Raw genomic sequence first — 18586 nt, 5'->3', positions numbered from 1 at the left:
CGCAGCTCATCTCCTCGCATTTTGGTCGATTTTAAATCTACTGTTTATGCTAGCGGAATGGAATAGCGACTGTCCAGCGTTGATGTTAGCTTTTCTGACATTTGTCACATTATTTTACGCAAGCGGACTAGACCTTCATGCGCCGTTGTACCCAGTTACTGAGCCAGGTCAGCAGTGTGATAATAATCAAGTAAATGAGCGCGACCATGGTCCAGATTTTGAAGCCTTCCATGTTACGCGCAATGATGATTTTCCCGGTTTGAGTTAGCTCCAGGATACCGATAATCGACAGAATTGAGGTGTCTTTTAACGTGATAATGAACTGATTAATGAAACTCGGTACCATAATTCTAATTCCTTGCGGCAGAATCACTTTCCGCATGGCTTTGCCAAACGGAAGTCCCAAACTACGCGCTGCTTCCATTTGACCAGCATCGACTGCCTGGATTCCGCCCTTCACGAAGGCCGCCGTGTACGCACCTTCATTCAGCGTCAGCGTGATAATCCCAGCGACGAATGCCGGAATCTTAGATCCAATCAGACTTGGTATGCCTGTGTAGATGAACAATGCCAATACAAGTAGCGGCAAGCCGCGGAAAATGTAAATAAACGTCGTGGCAACTCCCCGGGCGAAGCGATTCGGTAAAACGCCCAGCAGTCCGACCAAAATCCCGACAATCGTTGCAAAAATGATGGCCACCAAAGTCACGACCATCGTTTCCCGCAGCCCATTCATTAAGGTCCCCCAGTTTTCCCGTAACAGGCCAAGAAAACTGCGATCCGTATCTTGGGTTTTGGCGCTGGTTTTCTTCTGGGCCGCTTGTGTTCCGTTGCCTAAGTATTTCGCGACAATTTTGGCATAGGTGCCGTCAGCCTTCACTTTTTTCAGTCCGGCATTGAACCGCTGATCCAATTGGTCGCTGCGCCCTTTTTGCGTGGCAAAGCCGTAATAGCTCGCCTTGCTTTCGGGACCGGCAAGCTTCAGCTTCAGACCGGTCGCAATGGCATATTGCAGCACCGGCTTGTCATCAAAACAAGCTACCGAGTTCCCCGTAATCACGTCCTGGTACATATTATTGGAATCATCGAACGTCACGGTATGAAAACCATACTTGTCTTTTAGACTCATCGCAAAATCTGCCGCGGCTGTCCCGGTCTTTAAAGCCACCCGCTTGCCCCGCAGATCCTTAAGGCTTTTGACGCCGCTATTTTTGGCAACAGCCATTGCCACCGCGGTTTTGTAATAAGGATCACTCATGGCAAACTTCTGCTTGCGCTCCGGCGTAATCTGCATGCCGGCGATGACCCCGTCAATCTGGTGAGCTTCAAGCGCCTGCACCGCGGCATTAAATCCCAGCGGCTTAATGTCCACTTTGAAACCTTCCGCCTTGGCCACTGCTTGCATGAGATCAATATCGATCCCGACGTAGCGGTTGTTCTTGTCTGCAAACTCAAACGGTGCATAAGTGACATCCGTGCCGATCACATATGTTTTTTTCGCCGCCTGCGTTGATACCGGCATGGTCAAGCCAATCGCCAATATCAACGCTGCTACCCCGGCGACGCACCACTTCCAAACCCGTCTCATAAAAACACCATCTTTCTCATTCGAATCTTAATGCAACGCTAAACCATTCAATGTGAAGCAGCCATCACAAGCTGTGGGCAAACCAGTTCGCATCGGCAACATTCACAGGTAACAAGTCTACCGATTTTATGAGAGCTTGTCTACGAGCGCCGGATGCAAGATTGTTTTATACTTAGAGAAACTAAAAAGAAAATGGGATGAAATGATGTTTAGCTACTTAATTGACTATGATCTTAAACTCGCACTGCCCCGCCCGGAAATTGACGGCCCACTTTTATTTGAACAGATCGAAACCAGCCGTGAGACCTTATCAGCCTATCTGACTTGGGTGGACGCGACGCTCACCGCTGACGATGAGATTAACTTTTTAACAACCGAGCTGAAGTCCTTCGGCGAGCAAAAGTCATTAACCTTGGTCATTCATCAAGCCGACGCTCCCGTTGGTCTGATCACCCTAAACACCATTGACCAACTCGTCCACCATAAAGCCGATATCGGTTACTGGTTAACCACGCCGGCACGCGGTAAAGGCGTCATGCACAAATCCGTCAAGGCCATTGCAGACATCGCCTTCCACGACTATCACCTGAACAAACTGATTATCAACGCCGCCGTCACCAATGACGCCAGCAACCACGTCGCCGAAAAAGCCGGCTTCCATCTGGACGGCATCCTGCGCCAAGAGGATCCGAATCCACGTGGTGGGTTTTTCGATGTGAATACATACTCGTTGTTACGCTCAGAATGGTCATAATGTTTCACGAGAAACATTTTTGTGGTCAGACTGGTGCCCGCAAAAATAAAACCCCGCTCGCATTGGCGGGGTTTCTTGCTTTAAGACGTGTCAACCGCAAGCAGGTCAATGTACGATCAACCGTAAAAGTACCGGCGTAATGAAGCCTTCGATAATTGCCGCAAAAGCAATCACTGGCACCACGATGGCGACATACTGTACCGCAATGGACTTGGCATCCAGCGGCGACTTTTCATAGTGGGGATTGGCAAAAAATCGTTTGATCGATTGGCGTAACGCCTTGTTGACTTGCGCCGCCAGCGCCACGGCGACGATCATCGCGCTCATCTCAAAGATCCCATGTGGCAAAATGCCCAGCACAAACGCACCGAAAGCACCGCTGATGCCAAGTTTGGCCGCATAGATACCAAGAACCAGACCGACCGAAGCACACGTAACCACATACGAAATCCAGTATAAGAATGGAATTGGGATCATGCCCACTAGCATCATGGTGAACGTGACCCGCTCGTTGTTCAGCAGAATCGCCCAGAAAGCGTGCCAATTATCAGTCGCTCCAGGGAACTTAGCGGACAACCCGCTCATGAGGCCGCGGACAAAATGCGGATTCGATTTCATGACGATATAGCTTAACAGGCCAACCAGGATCGTCATCACGATGAAAATCAGCCAGCCAATCAATAGATAATGCCCAATCACATTCAGGTGATACTTCAGTCTTTTCTTCATTTGCTTGCCCCCACTCATTGGATGGTTACCGGCTATGGTCACAGTATACCGCAAGCAAAAATGTGTCGCTATTGAGAAGATTCCGGTGCCAAAATGAAGCCCGCAGTATATCTGCTTGTCAACTGCGTACCAATCGTCGTCCGGTCTGCAACCAATATATTCATATTTTTTTTACGACACGGCAGGAAACTTGCTGTTTGGTGCTTTTTCCTGAATAATGGCGGCATGGAGGGGATCACGATGGAAATCAATGAAGCGCAATCAATCTTTTCGGCAGCGCAGCAGCAAGTCGCGACCATTGTGGTTGGCAAGCCGATGCCGATCAAACTGGCCTTTACGGCTTTATTAGCCAACGGTCACGTCTTATTTGAGGATATTCCCGGCGTCGGCAAGACCACCTTAGTGCAAGCCATCGCCAAAACGCTGGCAATGCCGTTTTCCCGGATTCAATTCACGCCGGATATGTTGCCTAGCGACGTTCTCGGGACGTCCATTTTCAACCGCGCTACGAATGCATTTGAATTTCAACGCGGTCCGATTTTTACTAGCATCTTACTGGCCGACGAAATCAATCGCGCCACTCCGCGTACTCAGGCGGCTTTATTGGAAGCAATGGGCGAACGTCGCGTCACCACCGACGGACACACCTACCCTTTATCGCCCGACTTCTTTGTCATGGCCACGGAAAACCCGACTGACTATGCAGGAACCTACCCCTTGCCTGAGGCCCAGCTGGATCGGTTTATGTTGCGCCTATCGCTTGGCTATCCCGACGCTGATGCTGAAAAAAGTCTGCTTCTGAGCCCGGATCGCCAAACCATGATTGCCGCCTTGAAACCATTACTCGATCCCGCGACTTTAGCAGAGAGCAAAAAACTTGTCACAACCATCACCGTGACGGATGCGATCGCCAATTATGTCCTTGCGCTTGTCGAAGCGACGCGGACAGACCAACGCATTCGTTTAGGCATCAGTCCCCGTGGCGGCATTGCCTTGGTAAGCGCCGCAAAAGCCTTCGCTATGCTCAATGGCCGCAGTTACGTTACCCCTGAAGATATTCAAGCCCTAACGATTCCTGTATTTGGCCATCGCTTGATCATGAAGGATCCGACCGTCTCACCAACCGACATTTTAACCGACATTCTGCAAAACACCGCTACACCAGTACGGGGGTGACACCATGCATTGGCGCAATTTCTTTATCAATAGTGCACTTGTCGTCACACTCGGCCTACTCGTCGGCTTCGGAATGACGTTTAACTCACCGACCAGCTGGTTTGTGAGTGAATTTGCCTTGATGCTTCTCCTGCTGCTCGCACTACCTCTGCTTTGGCCGATGCGCGGGCATTTGCGCTTCACACCTAATCACTCAACGATGATCGCAGAACGTCCCACGACCCGCCATTTGACGTTAACGCAAGGCAAATGGCTGCCAAACCTGTTTTTACTAGATGCCGCCAAAACCAGCACCTGGCATCTGCCGGTTGGTCAACGCACCGCCAAAGTTACCTTGCAGTTGCCGCGGGGCGTTTATGATCAGCTGCCATTCACTGTGACTGTCACCGATTTTTTCGGCTGGTTCCGCAAAACCCTCCCCATGCAACTCACAACACCGATAACGGTCGGTCCGGTCCGCCAGCCCGAGACTGCTGCCAAAATTGCCACGGATTTTTCGCAAAAAATGGCGGCGGCCGACGCCGGTTTGCCCAGCGACCGGATTAAAAATTTCCGCGAATATTTCCCGGGTGATAATATCCAACAAATCGCGTGGAAAATTAGTGCCCATGCAGATTCATTGATTGTTCATGATGATGAGTATGAAGGCCAAACTGCTTGGACGCTGTTACTTGTTGTGACGCCTTCGCTGCCACTTGAATCAGCCTTGAGTCTTTTTGCGAGTTTGCTGGATACCGGCATTTTCAGTGGTGACGGCTTTTTGTTGGATCAGCGGCTAACCCGGATCAATCGTGGTCAGCAAGATGCGCTACTAGCAGGCTTTCATCCTGAAGGTGTCCCTGATCCCGCGGCTTTACCCGACTTGGCATCGCCACAACATCATCGGGCTTATCTCGTGATGGCGGCGGACTCAGCTACAGCCAAACCGTTTTTGCAGGCACTCTCGCCTGCTGCTGCCACTTTGATTTCTTTGTCAGGAGGTGGCGATCATGCCTAAGTGGTTGCAACGACTCATCATGGTTTTATTGACATGGTGGCTCTTATTTCTTTTTTTGCAGCCATTTGCCGATATCAATCCGATCGGCCACCCGCGCGCACTGGTGGTTTATGTCATCGGCATTAGCCTCATTCTTTATGCCGCCACGTTCTGGCCGCGATGGTGGCCTTTGTCGGGTGTCATGACAGTCGCTGCCATGATCGGTGGGCTTTGGGCCATTGTGCCGCTAAAACAACCATTTGGCCTCTCTTGGTTCACCGCCTATCTACAGACTTTTTCCGCAGCGACCTCAAAGTTTTTACGTGTCGGTGGTGTCGACGTCCCGACCGTGCTTAGCATGACGCTAATTATTACTTTAGTAGCGTTTCTCCTGCTTTTGACGGTTGTCGTCCGCTTTTATCCCGGCGCCATTGCAATTGTGCTCAGCTATTTACTGGCCGTTCATATTTTTAACGGCAATGATCTCACGGCGCAATTCATTCAACTTGCAGTACTTACCGGCTTGATGGCAATGCTGCATCTGTATGGCAATCATTGGTGGCCGCTTTTAATTGGGTGCACACTTATCAGCGGGGTCACGCTCGGCTTGGCGTGGCTGTCTTCATCAACGTCCCTGAATGAACAATTAGCCGATATGTCCGTTCCATTTCGCGATCGTTTAAATCAACGGGGATTTTATGCCGGTATTCAAACTTACGTCAACGGTCCCGGCCGAACCGGCTATACGGAAAACAGCCGCGTGTTAGGCGGACCGGTTTATGACGATCCGACGCCTGTTTTTACGGCTACCAGCGCCGAAGCCAGTTACTATCGCGTGGCGGTTGATGCAGCATACACCGGCACCGGTTGGCAACCTGGCGTCGATCAAAGTCAGACCGTGCCGCTGGATGGCGCCATCATGCGCGATCCAAACGCCTCGGTTGACTATGGTCCTGCTCAAAGCACAACCTTGACCTTCAACGGCAGCAAATCATTTTTGCCGCTTCCTTATGGGCAGCTGACTTTTACAGGCGGTCAACCCGATCCCACGACTGACTTCCTGCTCAATGCTGCCACCCGCCGCGTCAGCACGACAGATCAATCCCGATTTCAACGCATAGACATCCAGGTGCAGGCAAAACAAATCACGGCTGCACAATTAACCGCCGCAACCAGCAGTCGCCAGCAAGTTGCCAGCCGCTACTTACAATTACCATCGACCTTGCCACGACGCGTTAAGCAGTTGGCGGAAAAAATCACGGCCAAAGCACCGACACCTTATGAAAAAGTGCTCGCGATTCAAAACTATCTCAAGTCCGACCCCCGATTCACGTACTCCAAAACCGATGCGCAGCGGACACCGCCTGGACATGATTATGTCGATTACTTTCTTTTCGATTCCCCAATCGGTTATTGTGATAACTTCTCCTCGGCAATGGTCGTGCTATGTCGCAGCATCGGCTTACCTGCTCGATGGGCCAAAGGATTTAATACCGGGACTTTTATTGGCGGATCAGGTCAACACAAACAATATGTGATCCGCAACAGCAACGCTCACTCATGGCCCGAGGTTTACTTCACCAATTTAGGTTGGCTGCCATTTGAACCGACCCCCGGCTTTAATGATCCCGCAACGCCAGAAGAAAATATACCCTCTTCATCCGCTAATAACAGCGTCTCTAATAGCATGCCGTCATCATCAAGTGTGGCATCGTCCGCCTCTATATCGCGTACACCATCAACTGGTTCGCCATCCGCAACGAAAACGCATTCTCGATCGTCTCTCAGCAACGTCACCTGGCTCGGCATTTTGCTCCTTATCGTCACTTTGTTGCTGACTGCACTTGCATTCTGGCAACTCCCGGCGCTTGTCGCCTGGCTCATTGGCATTGGACTTACGGCAACCAACTTCCCGCGCCGCTATCGGCTATTACTTTGGAGCTTGCGGCGAATTCAGCATCGTCCTGTCAGCCAAGCCTTAAGTGCGTATGCCAAAATAATTGATAGACGTTTGGGCGAACAAACTAATATGTCCACACTAACCGACGCATACGAACAAATAATCTTCGGCAAAATGTCAGTCAATGTACAACCTTTAATCTTGCCTCTGCAGAAGCTTCGCAGCCAACTTATCGCTTACACGTCTCGAAGGTTTCACGTGAAACGTCATTGACCTCATAAATTATTTCGCTTGTTTCACGTGAAACTAGCTGAAATATGCCAAGTCTCAAAAATTTGGTCGAAACAATCCCGTCAGCTGTTTCGACATTTGCAGCTGCATCATTGTGATTGTTTACAACACGCTCCAGACAGCTTATTTTACATGTTTCTACCCGAATTTTAGCACCAACGCCTCCCGATTTGTGAAATAAGTTATGCATTGCTTAAGCGCTTTCTTAACGTTACGCCGATTTTCACGTGAAACAAAACACGAACGATTAATGCAACTCTCATGGTCCCCCTTTTTCGACGAACACACCTTGCGCTAACCCCTGATGTATCAACCTTGCAGCGAAAAAACTTGCGCTTACTAATAAAAAGCGCGTATGATAATATAAACAGTTTTGAATATCCTTTAAAAAGCTGTTCTGACCCCGCTACTATTTTTAGTAGTCGTGCCACTTCGACTGGACGCTGCAGTCAGTTCGTAACGTACTCAGAAGAAAGGGGGGAGCCGCTGATCGTTAGCGGCGAACACTTATGAAAGTTATGATCGTTCTTGAAAACATCGTGATGGATGGCGTTAAACGCGCTTCAACGGTTTTAGGTAATGATCTCGTTAAACAGTACGACGTCAGTTTCTACACCTTGGCGGATGCACCTGCCTACTTTGACTTGGATGCGCCTTTGATTATTGCCCGGCGCCCAACTGATCCTAAGTTGCTGAACTTTTTCGGTAGTGATCCCTATACCCATTATCAGGAGCAAATCGAGGATCTCATCGCGACTATTCGCGACCAGCATTTCCAAACCGTCATCTTGCCTGCAGGTTTGACTACCAGTTTTGCACCGTTAATTAAACGGGCATTGCCGGATGTGAATCTGATCGGCTGGATGCACAACAACTATGCTACTTACATGGAAGATTACTACGTCCAGATGCAAGCCGAGTTTGAAGGTGGTCTTCAAGCTGTCGACACACTGGTAACCTTGACCGAAAGCGATTTGAACTCATACAAACGCTTCAATCCGCGCACCGTTAAAATCTACAATCCCCTCACCTTAGTGCCAACTGGTGAGGCGAACCTCGATGCCCACCGGATCGCGTTCACCGGCCGCATCGCCATCGCCCACAAAGGTATCGACTTCCTATTAGAGGCCGCTGCATCCTTACCCGACGACTGGAAAATCGCCATTGCCGGTGGCGGAACCGATGAAGACATGAAAAACTTTTACGATCTGATTGATTACTTCCACGTGAGCGATAAACTCATTTATCAGGGACCGTTAAAGGACCAAGCGCTTCGAGATCACTATCGCGCCGCCTCCATTTTTGTCTCAACCTCACGTTGGGAAGGCATGCCACTTGTCATCGGTGAAGCCATGGCCTCTGGACTTCCGGTCGTTGCCATGGAAAACACCGGCTCACGTGAATACCTTGGCAACAACCAATATGGTCTATTAACCAAAGCCCAGGATGTCCCTGACTTTGTATCCAATCTCAAAAAAATGATGGCACAACCCGAATTACGGAAACACTACGCGCATCAAAGCCTAGAACGTGCCAGTCACTTTAGTCCGGAAAACATTGTGTCGCAATGGATGCCAATTATTGAACACCAGCCAACCAGAACCAAGGTTGCCGGCTAATATTTGCCAGAAATTGTCGATGACGACACGAAAAAGACGCTTGCGGTAAAAATGCCGTAAGCGTCTTTTTGATTTGTCCGGTAACTAACCGGAATCATTTGCGGACCATGTTCCACGTGAAACGCCAATTCTCACACATAAAGTTCCACATGAAACACAGGATAATGATTCAACTGTTTCATGTGGAACAACCAGCTCCCCCAGAACCGTCCACCTTAGCGCTTTTCCCCAGCTGCCTCCTTCTGAACCGGTTCTTCATTGGTCATCACAGCCGTTGAAAAGAGATGGGCAATCAACGTATCGGGTAACTGATGGTGGCGCCTAAGCAGTTCCGGAATCGCCACATGCTTTTCAAGACTGGTTTTGACGAGTTTCATCGTTGCTTCATAGCCTATATATGGACTTAAAATCGTGGCACTAATCGCGGAATGCTCAACATTGTCGGCACACTGCCGTTGATTGACCGTTAAGCCAGTCACACAGTTGGTGGTCAGCGTATCGATACCGCGGGCCAAGTACCGCTCTCCCTGCAACAAATCACGGAAAATAATCGGTTCAAAGGCATTCAATTCCAGTTGCCCAGCCTCGGCAGCCATGCTGATCGTTACATCCTGTCCGATGATCTGAAAAGCGATTTGATTGACCACTTCAGGAATCACCGGATTAACCTTCCCTGGCATAATCGAGGACCCCGCCTGCTTGGCTGGCAGATGGAGCTCGTTCAACCCAGCCTGGGGACCACTGCTCAATAAGCGCAAGTCGTTGGCAAACTTCGATAAATCAGTCGCTAACCCTTTCATCGCACCGGAAAAAGCGACCAAAACATCACAATTCTGCGTTGCATCAACCAAGTCATCCGCTTGCTCAAGGTTTAAATCAATCAAGCGATTGACTTGCCGAACAATGTGTTCCCGGTAATACGGCGAAGCATTTAAGCCGGTACCAATCGCAGTTCCGCCTAAGTTGACAACCCGCAAATCTTCAGCCGCTCGCGTTAGTCGCACCTGATCACGCTGAAACAAATGTGCATATGCTTGGAAGGTATGGCCAAATGTTGTCGGAACCGCATCTTGCAACTGGGTACGCCCGACTTTGACAACATCAGCAAATTCATCAGCTTTAGCCAACAGTGATTTCACTAAAAATGTCAAAGCCTGCTGCAACGGCGGCAATGCTTGCAAAGCCGCCATTTTCCCGGCTGTCGGATAAGTGTCATTCGTCGACTGGCACTGATTGACGTCATCATTAGGATGCACCCGTTCGATCGTGTGACGGCTCGCCAGATTGGCAATGACCTCGTTCACATTCATATTCACCGATGTCCCTGCACTCCCCTGAATAGCCGGGGCAACCAACGCGTCGTTGTGTTCACCCATCAGCAAACTATTGCACGCCGCAGCAATCGCCTTGGCTTTCGATGCCGTCAGCGTCCCAGCTGCCGCATTGACTTGAGCCGCGGCCTTTTTAATGATAATCAAGCTCTTGAAAAGTAACGAATCGGTCCGTTCATGACTAATCGGAAAATTCGCCAGTGCGCGGGTGGTGTGGATCCCGTACAAGACATCCTCGTCTACTGCCAACTTGCCAATACAATCTTCCTCGATACGCATTGTGAACTCCCTTTCATATACCAATATTTACGTTATCAGTATATGCGTGTCACAACGCGCGTCAACGTTTAGTGTCAGGTAGTCTTACAATAGGGCTAAAAAGTATACCAATAATTTAGAGGCTAGCAAAAACATTATGCGAAAATATTAGACAATGATTATCAGTCTCCATTTTAAAAACCCCCTGACAAAGTTTACAACATCAACCCTGTCAGAAGGTTCGCAACAAAACTTCTACCCCTCAACCGTTGCCTTAGCCGCATGCCGCACACTTTCAGCCACGACTTCGGCAACATTCCCGTCAAACGCATTTGGGATAATATTCGTTGTCGACAGTTCAGCGTCCGGAATTAGACTCGCAATCCCTTTAGCTGCCGCAATCTGCATCTCAATCGTAATTTTGCGCGCCCTAGCATCCAAGGCGCCGCGGAAAATGCCCGGAAATGCCAGAACGTTGTTGATTTGATTCGCAAAATCACTACGCCCTGTCCCTACAATATAAGCCCCACCGGCCAAGGCCTGATCTGGGAAAATTTCCGGCTCTGGATTAGCCATTGCAAAGATAATCGGTTTATCAGCCATTGTTTTGATCCATTCTGGTTTCAAAACATGCGGTGCCGATACACCAACGAAAACGTCAGCACCTTTCAAAGCATCTTCCAAGGTACCGGTACGATTTTCCCGGTTCGTGATTTTAGCAATAGCAGCATGATGTGGTGGCAATTGATCGGCATTCTTTCCCGCCAAAATACCGACCTTATCAACAACCATAATGTGCTTAACGCCAGCGGCCAGGAAGCGACGCGCAACGGATAATCCGGCAGAGCCGCCACCGTTGACAACGACTCTGATATCGCCAATGCCTTTACCAGCAACTTTCAGCGCATTGTATAGCGCGGCAAGCACCACAATGGCGGTTCCGTGCTGATCATCGTGAAAAACCGGAATATTCAGTTCATCAATCAAGCGTGCTTCAATTTCAAAACACCTCGGCGCACTGATATCCTCCAGATTAATCCCGCCAAAAGTCGGCGCAATGGCTTTGACGGCCGCAATAATTTTTTCAGTATCCTGCGTATCCAACACAATCGGCACCGCATCCACTTTAGCAAAACGCTTAAATAACGCCGCCTTACCTTCCATCACCGGCATCGCTGCCTCAGCCCCGATATTGCCTAATCCTAAAACCGCTGAGCCATCACTGACAACTGCAACGGTGTTCTTCTTGGTCGTCAAATCATAGACCAGCGACGAATCCTTGGCAATAGCAGAAGATACCGCGCCGACACCAGGGGTATAGGCAATGCTCAAGTCATCCCGCGTCTCAATCGGCACCTTGGGCGTTACACTCAGTTTGCCACCATATTGTTTGGCCTGAGCCAGTGCTAGTTGATTGAAATCCTTCTTAGCCATGTTCGTTCTCCTCCTCAATTCTGAAAAAACGTCTGTCTAAAACACCATCCGCAAAATAGCGGTCATCGTAATCACCGTGATCGCACCGCCTAATCGCGTCGCAACCTGCGCAAACGGCATCAAATTCATGCGATTCGCCGTACTCAGAATCGCCACGTCGCCAGTGCCGCCCATCCCGCTTTGGCACGCCGTTACAATGGCCGTTTCAACCGGATTCATATTCAAAAACCGCGCCACGAAAAATCCGGTCGCAACAACCGTAAACACAACACTGATTACCACAATAAAATATTGCCAGCTCAACATGCCCACGACGTCTTTTAGCGGAATGTATAAGAGTCCAAGTCCGGCCATCAACGGGAAAGTAAAATTACTGGAAATAAACTTGTAGAGTTGCTTGGCGCCACGCTGCGTCTCTCCGGGAATCACATTGACATACTTCAGAATAGCCGCGGCCACAATCATCAAAACCGGGCCGGGAAAGCCTGTAACTGACTGCAGCAGCATCCCTAAAATGAATAACGTACAAGCCGTGAGTACGCCAGCGCCCATCATTTTGAGATCAAGTGGGCCGGTATCATCTTTTAAGGCATCGGCGAGATCGTCTTCTGCGCCATTGAGTCGCACCAATTGCCCTTGTCCAGACAACTCTGGCCGCTTCTCTCCTAGCCGATTCAACAAACCTGAACACATGATCGCAAAAAAGTTACCGATAATCGTAGCCGGGATCAGCTGAGCCACAAGCGCGCCGCTGGTCGTCCCGGTGATCGTACTGTATCCTAAAGACAGTGGTAGAATTCCTTCACCAATGCCACCGGCCAAAACCGGCGTCACGATGAAGAAAAGGGTATGCTTCCACTCCAACCCCAACAACACGCCGACCAAAGTGCCGACACCCATCGCAAGGATCATACCCAACATCATTGGCACGATCATCCGCATTAAGCCTTGGATCAGGATCTTTCGATTCATCCCCAAGATGCTACCGCAGACCAGACACGCGATATAGAAATAAAGAAAATTCGCTTGTTTCATCAGCATGTCGGTCGCTTTTAGCACATTGTGATTCATCGCGTTATAAAAGACTAAAATCGATGGCACAAGTAATGATAAAATCGCTGGCCCGCCAAAATTTTTGACAACCGGGATATTAGCGCCAATCGTTCCTAGTAACCACCCCAACGTTAAAATGACTGCAAAACCGCCGAGCATGTTCACCGGCAACTGCTGCATCACTCCCGCAAGGACAATAACAGCTGCCATCACAAGATAAACCGGCAGCGGCACCGAACCGACTTTAAAACCCATCCACTTTCCTTGTGTCCCTGAACCCGTCGTAGCTGGCGCGGATTTGTTTGCCATTGTTTTCTCCCCCTTCAACTGCTTATTTATTGACAGCTTAATGTAAGCACTTCATTTAGGGAAGATTATTTAACTTTTTAAAGCATAAAATCATTTGTTTAAGCCTTCAGTAACTCGTTCACAAACTATTTCACCACTTAGGAGTATGAAAAACGTGACGATAAAAGGATGGCGCCTGTGGGGCTGGCTTTCGCTCATTTTTACCTCAACCCTGTTAGTGACGGTTTTCACGGTTTATGGCTTAACCATGCTGGAAAACCGGCAGCAGTTTGAAACCCGCGAAGGCCAGCTGTTACTTGCGATTGGCCGCCAATTGGCCCGGGAACCACGGGTCATAGCGGCACTTGAAGCCAATCATGCGGATCAGGCAACCCGCTCCTACACTAATACGCTGGCGAAAAACTTCAATCTGGACTTCGTGGTCGTGATGAATATGCAAGGCATCCGCCTCACCCATCCTGATCCCAGCCAGATCGATCGTCATTTTCAAGGCGGCGACGAAGTAACGGCTTTACGTGGGCATGAACATGTTTCGGTACGCCGGGGAACGTTAGGCCGTTCACTCCGCGGCTTCGTTCCGGTTTATCGAGAAGGTAAAGAGATCGGAGTTGTCGCGTTAGGCATCAAAGTGACCGCGCTGCAAACGCTTATCCACCACTCCCAGGTCGGCTTTCGTTTGGCATTGCTTGTCGGCCTGGTGATGGGCATCCTGATTGCTTTCTTGGTTGCCTATTATATTAAGAGGCAACTTCACGACTTAGAGCCGCGGGAAATAGCTCGTTTGCTTGAGGAACGAAATGCCATGCTCGAAGAAACAAAAGATCCGGTCATCGTGATTGATCTCAACCAAAAGATCATGTTGGTCAACAAAGCTGCCAGCAAGCTGCAAAACCATCTTATCCCGCAAAACGCATTTATCGGTCAACCAATAACCGCACTGATTACACATCCCGAACACGTTAAGCTGACGGTCAAAACCGAACAGTTCTACCAACAAGACGGTCAGGACTACCTTTTCTCAGCCGCCCCGATTATGGTTAAAAAGCAAAAAATTGGTTACGTGATCTTTTTACGAAATGCGACTGAAGCGATTTTCGTTGCCGACCAACTAGCCAACACCACGACTTACGCCAACGCCTTACAAAGTCAGTCCCATGAATTCATGAACAAGCTGCATGTGATTTACGGCTTGGTCGCTATCGAACAATACGACGAACTGGCGATCTATCTGCAAGATCTGCTGAAACCGGAACAGGAATTTGCCAACCGCCTCGCCTTACTCGTGAAAAATCCACTTATCGCCGGCTTTATGATCGGTGAACGGGAAAAATTCTCGGAGCGAAAGACCACTCTGGACTACGAAATTTTCCTGGAACTACCGGCTAATCACAATGTAGCAGAAACGAAAACGCTGCTAACGCTCAGCCGCTACTTGCACTTTGGCCTTCTTCAGCACGATCTGCCTGACAGCATGCTCATTCAACTGGACTATGCAGACAATCGACTAACCATCACCTATCATCTAGGTACCATAACAAATCGTGATGCACTTTTATCATTCGTTCACCAAGCTTACTTCCAGCAATTGCTTTCTGATTTACACGGCACCATCACATTCAACCAAGATGGCCCGCTAGTATTGAAGTTAGTTGTGGACTATCACGGCGGCAACCCTATTCTCAACGAAAAGAGGGAAAACACATGACAAACATTCTGATTGTTGAAGACGATCCGATGGTGCAATTCATTCACCGTAACTATTTGGAAAAGATCGGTACATTTACCAATATTTATTCCTCAGAAACCATTTCTGAAGCCCGGAATTTATTAGCAACTCGATCCATCCAACTCATTCTTTTAGATATTCGGCTCAAGGATGGTAACGGCATTGACCTTCTAACCGAACTGCGACGTACCAAGCAAACCGTTGACGTCATTTTAATCACCGCAGCCAATGAAGTTGAAATCATCAACGATGCACTACACTTAGGCGTCATCGACTACCTCATCAAACCATTCACACTGCAACGCTTCGAAAAGAGCATTCACCGTTTTTACGCCAAGAACCGCATGTTTGACAGCGATCAACTCAATCAAAACCAGCTCGACGCCTACCTCGAACCACAACCGCACGCATCGGCCCCGCTCGAACTAGATAAAGGACTAAGCATGGCTACCCTAAAAATCATCCAAGAGGCTATCGCCCAACTCTCCCAACCATTCACCGTGCCTCAATTAACCGCCAAAACCGGGCTCTCCCACGTTTCCGTCCGTAAATATTTAAACTTTTTGGAAGCCCATCATTTTCTAAAAAGCGACACCATCTATCGCAAAACCGGGCGGCCGTTTAAAACTTACCAGTTACTAACGACTTTACCAATTTAAAGATCGAGACCAAAGAATCCGTTAGCACCAGCCTAATTCGCCGATGCTAACGGATTTTCTTTGTTTGATTAGCGATTGCAACGCCAAAAGACAAGCACAACGTTACATTTAGGCACAAACTTTCCCGAACTTAATGACCAGTCACCATATCAGTAAAAACTCGTGACGTAATCACCCGATTATCCTCGCTTTTAGGAAGCTGCTTGGAAGGGTCCCGCCAGTGGTAGTGATCCAACGACTTCACCCGAATTCGGCGGGCCTCCGGGTGTCGACGTTGCAACGATCCCAACTTATGCGCCCACACTCGCTTTCCTGTATGTAGGTTAATCAACGTCAACGCATAGCCTTCACCGCTTACACCAGACTTCAGGAAGTCGTAGTTGTCATCTTCCTTCGCCTTCACAACCATCGTCTGACCATGGCACCCAGCAGCTTGAACATGGTAAAGCAGCGTGTTGGCATCAGTCGTTGTCTGTAACTTTTTAGGAATTCGCTCAATCAAAAAAAGGGCCAACACCCAACTTAACAATATCCATGTTACCAGGCAACTTAATCAAAAAGCTCTCGGCATCAGCGCCGGGATCGCGTCTGTTTTTAGGACCTTGGTGACGAAGACTAACAAAAGTTACAAGCACAAGCGCCAATACACTGACGATCAGGATAAGTGATACTAAGTGTTTCCTTTTCAAAATGACCACCCAACTTTTCTATGAACTACATCGGTTGCTAAAAATTCCAACTATTTTCAGCGTAATTCTTGCATGCACATTCAGGCAGTCTGGGCCAAAAAGTTAAGGTAATTTCATGTTTTTAGTGGAATATCCAAAGGTCATTAAACATCAGCACTTGTTTCACGTGAAACACATTGTCCAATAGAGACTATCTTGATAGACACTCTGCTAAAACTTTTTTGGCCTATAGATTTTTATTTGCGCATTCAAAACCAGGTTATTTGTTACATCAAACTGGTTGATCATGACGAACTCCTCCGATTTAGTCATCAAACGAATAAACTATAAATGCTTTAACGTCTTCGCACAGGTCCCCATCTACATTGACCAATGGGTTCTTCAATTCGGCAGCAAAGAAGGTGAATCATTGAACGCAACATTAAATATTTATTCAGTCACAAAAACATTTAATCATCATAAAGTGATTGCCAACGACAATATTTCAACCCAGTTTCTTCCAGGTGAAGTTACCGCTTTAACTGGACATAACGGCGCTGGGAAAAGCACTTTATTAAATCAAATCATGGGCACTGTGAAGCCGAATAGAGGTTCAATAACATTTTCAGGCCATTCTTTGGCGCAAGAGCCTGCGTTCGCCCGAAACGTCATTTCGATGATGCCACAATTACATGCACCCATTGCAGGCGTCACGTTACGTCAAGCAATTTCAGCCATTGCGCGAATACGTGGAGCTCATGGTCGAGCACTAAGAACGGAAGTGGACAAGATCCTTGACACTTTACACATGAACGAGTGGGCGGATATGCCAGGAGAAAAGCTCTCCGGGGGGCTCCGCCGCTTAACGTCATTTGCCATGACAGTTGTACGACCTTCGCCTATTCTTTTATTTGATGAACCAACAAATGATGTTGATCCGGTCAGGCGAAAACTACTCTGGCAATGCCTTAGAAAATTAGCGCTGCAAGGCCACATTGTTATTGTGGTTACCCATAATTTACTTGAAGTAGAACAGTATGCAGATCGCTATTTATTCATGCATCATGGTCGCCTAATCAAGGACGAACAAGTCAATATACTGTCTCATGATCGACTAAGTTCTGCGGTTTTGACGATTAACGCCAAACATGCATTTAAAAACAATGAACTGCCACAAGCTGATCGTATCGTCACAAGTGACGAATTCCAATATGATCTCTTTTTAAAAGCCGATGACATGACAGATGCCGTCTCTTGGCTGTCTGCAAAAGTAGCTACAGAAGAAATCCGGAACTATCGCTTATCGCCAGCATCGTTGAATGATGTGTATGGAGGACTAACCGATGGAAATAAAAGATAACTATTTTGTAGATAAGATTCCAAAGCAACAAGTACGCCAATTTTGGGGACTCATCCGGTGGAGTTTAATCAGACATAAAGTTTTACTCCCTGCTTTTAGCATGACCCAAGTTGTTTTAGCACTAGCTATCGTCTATGGTTTAGCTTTATTAATGCCAAATATGAGCCATACCGATATCCTATACCTTTCCTCAGGCGCTATTACCATCGGCATCATTGCGGTGGGTTGCGTACTGGCTGCCCAAATTGTTAGCACGGCGAAACAAGATGGCGTCGTGGCTTATCAAAAGACACTTCCGGTCGCCAGAACAAAGATTATATTAGCTGACGTCATTATTTGGAGCCTTGCTTCAATTCCAGGTGTGATCATGTCTTGTATCGCCGCTACCAGTCGCTTTCATGTTGATCTCTACGTATCCCCAATCAGTATAACTGTAATCGTTTTGGCGCAAATAACGATGGTTTTAATTGGCTTTTCCTTAGCGTACTGGCTTTCTGCTAACGCGATGGCATTGACAACACAGGTCATTATGATTGGCGGTTTATTGTTTTCACCAATTACCTATCCGGCTGATCGAATTCCTTTTTGGCTGACCTCCGTCTACGAGTTACTCCCTTTCGTTCCAGCCAGCAATTTAATTAGGGCTACTCTGTTTCACGCTGCCCCCTTTTCTTACTTAAACCTACTCGTACTGTTGATGTGGCTGACGACAGCCTTCGCATTGTCTCTGTTGGCGCTATCGAAAAGGAGTTGAC

General features: G+C 48.3%; 15 protein-coding genes. 9 read left to right on the top strand and 6 right to left on the bottom strand.

The window, feature by feature from the left end:
• Positions 1-127: 127 nt before the first annotated feature.
• Positions 128-1588: an amino acid ABC transporter substrate-binding protein/permease gene (locus tag GSO_RS06775; protein WP_029345542.1), complete on the bottom strand. Its 1461-nt coding sequence runs from the start codon at positions 1586-1588 to the stop codon at positions 128-130.
• A gap of 205 nt (positions 1589-1793) precedes the next feature.
• On the opposite strand from GSO_RS06775, the gene GSO_RS06770 reads away from it, so the two are divergent.
• On the top strand, positions 1794-2342 hold the full coding sequence (locus tag GSO_RS06770) for a GNAT family N-acetyltransferase (RefSeq protein WP_010490427.1): 549 nt from the start codon (positions 1794-1796) through the stop codon (positions 2340-2342).
• A 105-nt stretch (positions 2343-2447) separates the two neighbouring features.
• Here the strand turns inward: GSO_RS06770 and GSO_RS06765 are convergent, their stop codons facing one another.
• Entirely contained in the window at positions 2448-3071 is a 624-nt protein-coding gene (locus GSO_RS06765) for a stage II sporulation protein M (protein ID WP_010490426.1), read from the bottom strand.
• Between the two features lie 240 nt (positions 3072-3311).
• Here GSO_RS06765 and GSO_RS06760 point away from each other — a divergent pair, with 240 nt between their 5' ends.
• The 4 genes from GSO_RS06760 to GSO_RS06745 all read left to right on the top strand — a co-directional run bounded on the left by GSO_RS06760 (position 3312) and on the right by GSO_RS06745 (position 9033).
• Complete coding sequence (locus GSO_RS06760; RefSeq protein WP_010490425.1) at positions 3312-4247, top strand: AAA family ATPase; 936 nt, start codon at positions 3312-3314, stop codon at positions 4245-4247.
• A gap of 4 nt (positions 4248-4251) precedes the next feature.
• Positions 4252-5244 carry a DUF58 domain-containing protein gene (locus GSO_RS06755; protein WP_010490424.1) on the top strand — a complete coding sequence of 331 codons (993 nt, stop codon included), beginning with the start codon at positions 4252-4254 and terminating at the stop codon, positions 5242-5244.
• The gene (locus GSO_RS06750; RefSeq protein ID WP_010490423.1) at positions 5237-7396 is read left to right on the top strand and encodes a transglutaminase TgpA family protein; all 2160 of its coding nucleotides are present in this window, start codon (positions 5237-5239) and stop codon (positions 7394-7396) included. Before GSO_RS06755 ends, GSO_RS06750 begins: the two co-directional genes overlap by 8 nt.
• A gap of 527 nt (positions 7397-7923) precedes the next feature.
• Entirely contained in the window at positions 7924-9033 is a 1110-nt protein-coding gene (locus tag GSO_RS06745; RefSeq protein ID WP_010490422.1) for a glycosyltransferase family 4 protein, read from the top strand.
• Between the two features lie 215 nt (positions 9034-9248).
• Here the strand turns inward: GSO_RS06745 and GSO_RS15700 are convergent, their stop codons facing one another.
• From GSO_RS15700 to GSO_RS06730, 3 genes are all read right to left on the bottom strand, one after another.
• Entirely contained in the window at positions 9249-10643 is a 1395-nt protein-coding gene (locus GSO_RS15700; protein ID WP_010490421.1) for an aspartate ammonia-lyase, read from the bottom strand.
• 234 nt (positions 10644-10877) lie between these two features.
• The gene (locus GSO_RS06735; RefSeq protein ID WP_010490420.1) at positions 10878-12056 is read right to left on the bottom strand and encodes an NAD(P)-dependent malic enzyme; all 1179 of its coding nucleotides are present in this window, start codon (positions 12054-12056) and stop codon (positions 10878-10880) included.
• Positions 12057-12092: 36 nt separating this feature from the next.
• The gene (locus GSO_RS06730) at positions 12093-13364 is read right to left on the bottom strand and encodes a 2-hydroxycarboxylate transporter family protein (protein ID WP_225358882.1); all 1272 of its coding nucleotides are present in this window, start codon (positions 13362-13364) and stop codon (positions 12093-12095) included.
• Between the two features lie 208 nt (positions 13365-13572).
• On the opposite strand from GSO_RS06730, the gene GSO_RS06725 reads away from it, so the two are divergent.
• Together GSO_RS06725 and GSO_RS06720 are read left to right on the top strand one after the other, a co-directional pair.
• A complete protein-coding gene (locus GSO_RS06725) occupies positions 13573-15123 on the top strand; it encodes a Spo0B domain-containing protein (RefSeq protein ID WP_010490418.1) in 1551 nt (516 codons plus the stop codon).
• The gene (locus GSO_RS06720; RefSeq protein WP_010490416.1) at positions 15120-15803 is read left to right on the top strand and encodes a response regulator; all 684 of its coding nucleotides are present in this window, start codon (positions 15120-15122) and stop codon (positions 15801-15803) included. Before GSO_RS06725 ends, GSO_RS06720 begins: the two co-directional genes overlap by 4 nt.
• A gap of 130 nt (positions 15804-15933) precedes the next feature.
• On the opposite strand, the gene GSO_RS15695 is transcribed toward GSO_RS06720, so the two are convergent.
• Positions 15934-16305 carry a hypothetical protein gene (locus GSO_RS15695; protein WP_235713476.1) on the bottom strand — a complete coding sequence of 124 codons (372 nt, stop codon included), beginning with the start codon at positions 16303-16305 and terminating at the stop codon, positions 15934-15936.
• Positions 16306-16901: 596 nt separating this feature from the next.
• On the opposite strand from GSO_RS15695, the gene GSO_RS06710 reads away from it, so the two are divergent.
• Together GSO_RS06710 and GSO_RS06705 are read left to right on the top strand one after the other, a co-directional pair.
• The gene (locus GSO_RS06710) at positions 16902-17831 is read left to right on the top strand and encodes an ABC transporter ATP-binding protein (RefSeq protein WP_010490412.1); all 930 of its coding nucleotides are present in this window, start codon (positions 16902-16904) and stop codon (positions 17829-17831) included.
• Positions 17815-18585 carry an ABC transporter permease gene (locus tag GSO_RS06705; protein ID WP_010490410.1) on the top strand — a complete coding sequence of 257 codons (771 nt, stop codon included), beginning with the start codon at positions 17815-17817 and terminating at the stop codon, positions 18583-18585. The genes GSO_RS06710 and GSO_RS06705 overlap by 17 nt, the downstream gene beginning before the upstream one ends.
• The last annotated feature ends 1 nt before the right edge of the window (position 18586 follow it).

The organism is Lacticaseibacillus zeae DSM 20178 = KCTC 3804 (assembly GCF_000260435.1).
Lineage (GTDB): Bacteria > Bacillota > Bacilli > Lactobacillales > Lactobacillaceae > Lacticaseibacillus > Lacticaseibacillus zeae.
The sequence above is the reverse complement of the archived record's forward strand: the minus strand, read 5'-3'. Positions and strand labels throughout refer to the sequence as shown.